Annotated in this window: 2 protein-coding genes; one reads left to right on the forward strand and one right to left on the reverse strand. The window is 74.9% G+C overall.

The annotated features are described in order from the left end of the window. A partial coding sequence (locus PROKR_RS35740) for an AfsR/SARP family transcriptional regulator (protein WP_036967130.1) occupies positions 1–449 on the reverse strand: 449 nt, incomplete at its 3' end. 55 nt (positions 450–504) lie between these two features. Between PROKR_RS35740 and PROKR_RS21410 the strand changes: the two genes are divergently transcribed. Next, positions 505–1,449 (forward strand): diacylglycerol/lipid kinase family protein, encoded by a 945-nt coding sequence (locus PROKR_RS21410; protein ID WP_051433223.1) that lies wholly within the window; start codon positions 505–507, stop codon positions 1,447–1,449. Positions 1,450–1,549: the final 100 nt, after the last annotated feature.

The raw sequence follows: 1,549 nt of genomic DNA on the forward strand, positions 1-1,549 counted from the left end.
ACCGCGGCGCCGAGGTTCCTGTCCCCGGCCTCACCGTCCGCCCCGGCGACGTCCTGCAGGGCCGGTCCCCGCCACAGCGCGAGGGCCTCGCGCAGCATCCGGACCCGGCCGGCGACGTCGGCGTCGCGCGCACGGGCGACGAGGCGCTCGAACCGCACGGCGTCGACGGCGTCGGGGTCCACGAGCAGCCGGTAGCCGCTCACCTGACCCTCCAGGACGCCGTCCGGCAGCACCTTGCGCAGCCGCGAGACCAGACGTTGCAGCGCGTTGGTCGCGTCGGACGGCGGGGCCTCGCCCCAGATGCGGTCGACCAGGGCGGACCGGGGGACGACCCGGCCGGGGTCGAGCGCCAGGGTGGCCAGCAGCGTACGCAGCCGCGCGCCGGGGACGTCGGCGGGCACGCCGTCGTCCCCGATGACCTCGAACGATCCCAGCATCCTGATCAGCACCGGCAGATCTTGGCACATGGTGCCGGTGCTGCGGGTGGCGTGGAACCATGACGCCATGAGCGCACGCGTCGGGATCATCTGGAACCCCAGCAAGACCACCCGGGAGAGCCTCGAGACGGCGCTGAGGAAGGCCGCCTCCGCCGCGCGCTCGGACGTCGAGCAGCAGTGGTTCGAGACGACGCCGGACGACCCGGGCCAGGGCGCCGCGGCCCGCGCGATCGAGTCTGGTGCCGACGTGCTCGTCGCCGCGGGCGGGGACGGGACGGTCCGGGCCGTCGCGGAGCACCTCGCGGAGTCCGGGGCCGACGTCGAGCTGGGCATCGTCCCGCTCGGCACGGGCAACCTGCTGGCCCGCAACCTGCGGGTCCCGCTGCTGAACCCGGCCGCGGCCTTCCGGCGGGCGCTCACCGGCGAGGCCCGGGCCCTGGACGTGGGCTGGCTGGAGATCGACCTCGAGGGCGGCACCGAGCGGCACGCGTTCGCCGTCATGGCTGGTTTCGGTCTCGACGCGCACATGATCACCGAGACCGACGACGACCTCAAGGACAAGGTGGGCTGGCTCGCCTACGTCGAGTCCCTCGGGCGGGCGCTGTCGGCCAGCGGCACCCTCGACGTCCGCATCACGGCCGACGGCCGGGAGCTCGACCGCAACAGCGCGCACACCCTGCTGGTCGGCAACTGCGGCATGCTCCAGGCCGGGATCACCCTGCTGCCCGACGCCGACCCCGGCGACGGTGAGCTGGACCTCCTGGTCCTGAGCGCCGACGGCGCCGCCGGGTGGGTCGACACGCTGCGGAACATGGTCTGGGACAACGGCATCAAGCGGGTCCTCGGCGGCGGGGCCTCGGCCGAGAGCAGCGAGAGCGCCACCCACGGCCGCATGCGCAGCCTGCAGGTGGAGCTCGCGGAGCCCCGGGTCTTCGAGATCGACGGCGAGGACCTGGGCGAGACGACCCGGGTGTCCGTCACCGTGCAGGAGGGCGCGGTGCGGGTGCGCTGACCGGCTCCAGGAACGGCGCCAGCAGCCCCGGGACGGCGGCGTCGGCCAGGGCCAGGCCGTCCGCCTCGGCAGCGTCGCGCACCGCGTACGCGCCGGAGCC

The organism is Promicromonospora kroppenstedtii DSM 19349 (assembly GCF_000515355.1).
Lineage (GTDB): Bacteria > Actinomycetota > Actinomycetes > Actinomycetales > Cellulomonadaceae > Promicromonospora > Promicromonospora kroppenstedtii.

Excerpts from the sequence above, each read along its gene's own strand:
- PROKR_RS21410 (WP_051433223.1), top strand. The coding sequence starts at position 505 with ATGAGCGCACGCGTCGGGATCATCTGGAACCCCAGCAAGACCACCCGG.